Here is a 949-nt window from a genome sequence, read left to right as displayed (position 1 = left end):
TCCTTTGCTCAAAGCGGCCACTAGGCTTATCACTAGCTGGTCGGGTAAGATCGCCCGACACCGTTTCATAAGTCCTGTGCTTTTCGCCATTTTTTGAAGGCTTTCAGCATTAAAGAATTGCTTAACCTGCTTTTGTAGGGAGATAATCGTCATCGGCTTCACGGTTGATGTAGGTGGTTTGTTTGGCGACGATTATCTGATCATAAATGAAGCCTTTTTTCTATCTAAATAAACCGCTTAGCCCTTAAGATCCTGTCTATGAGTGTAGGTAAAAGTATGGCTTTTTAACGTGAACCATTTTAAGTTGTTGTTTTTAATGCAATTGCATACTAATGCATCATTAATTACTAATGTTTTACTTTCCGAAAATGACAATTGTCCAAGATCGTGTCAGGCCAACCAGTTCTGGCACTGTGATCATCGAGCGATTCTGTCGTACAAATCTAAGCAGATGCAGAAGCGAAAGGCATCAGTATTAAACCTATCGAGCAACTAATAGTCGGGTATATTCGTTGACTTCTAAAAGAGCCCAATGGTGACTCCTCTGCAATTTAATTATATTACCGCCAGTGATTCTCGAAGCGAGAACTAAGGAGGCCGTCATGGACCTCTTCAAGGCAAGTGGCGGTTTCTCAAGCTCGGCACCATCCGCAGAGTACCAATAGGCGTGATACTTACTTTCCCTCATGACTATCAAATCCTCGGCTTATAATCTGGTTTAATTTTTTACTGAAGGTGCCTCTGTTGACACCCAAAATTCTTGCCGCCTTTGATTGGTTACCGCGTGTGTGCGTTATCAACTCAGAAAATAATACATCAAGTACCGTTGGTGTTACCCAAGACATATCAGGTGTCGCTGATTTACTATCAAACCACGTCGGTTCTAATTCTTCTCGGATAAGCTTTTGGATTTGGTTCTTATTGATAGGAGATAGATGGTCATTCATAT

1 protein-coding gene and 1 pseudogene are annotated in these 949 nt (G+C 41.5%); both read right to left on the bottom strand.

What is annotated here, in order from left to right; translation table 11 throughout:
* Positions 1-153, bottom strand: a pseudogene (locus tag H5300_RS26860) (IS4 family transposase); the annotation flags it as partial.
* Positions 154-674: 521 nt separating this feature from the next.
* Positions 675-947 carry a helix-turn-helix domain-containing protein gene (locus tag H5300_RS26855; RefSeq protein WP_182797372.1) on the bottom strand — a complete coding sequence of 91 codons (273 nt, stop codon included), beginning with the start codon at positions 945-947 and terminating at the stop codon, positions 675-677.
* Between the last annotated feature and the right edge of the window lie 2 nt (positions 948-949).

Source organism: Vibrio sp. SG41-7, from assembly GCF_014164465.1.
In the GTDB taxonomy this organism is placed as follows: domain Bacteria; phylum Pseudomonadota; class Gammaproteobacteria; order Enterobacterales; family Vibrionaceae; genus Vibrio; species Vibrio splendidus.
Note: the sequence above shows the minus strand (reverse complement) of the source record. Positions and strands in the feature narration are given on the sequence as shown.

Coding starts and splice junctions, on each gene's coding strand:
- H5300_RS26855 (WP_182797372.1), bottom strand. CDS start 947: ATGAATGACCATCTATCTCCTATCAATAAGAACCAAATCCAAAAGCTT.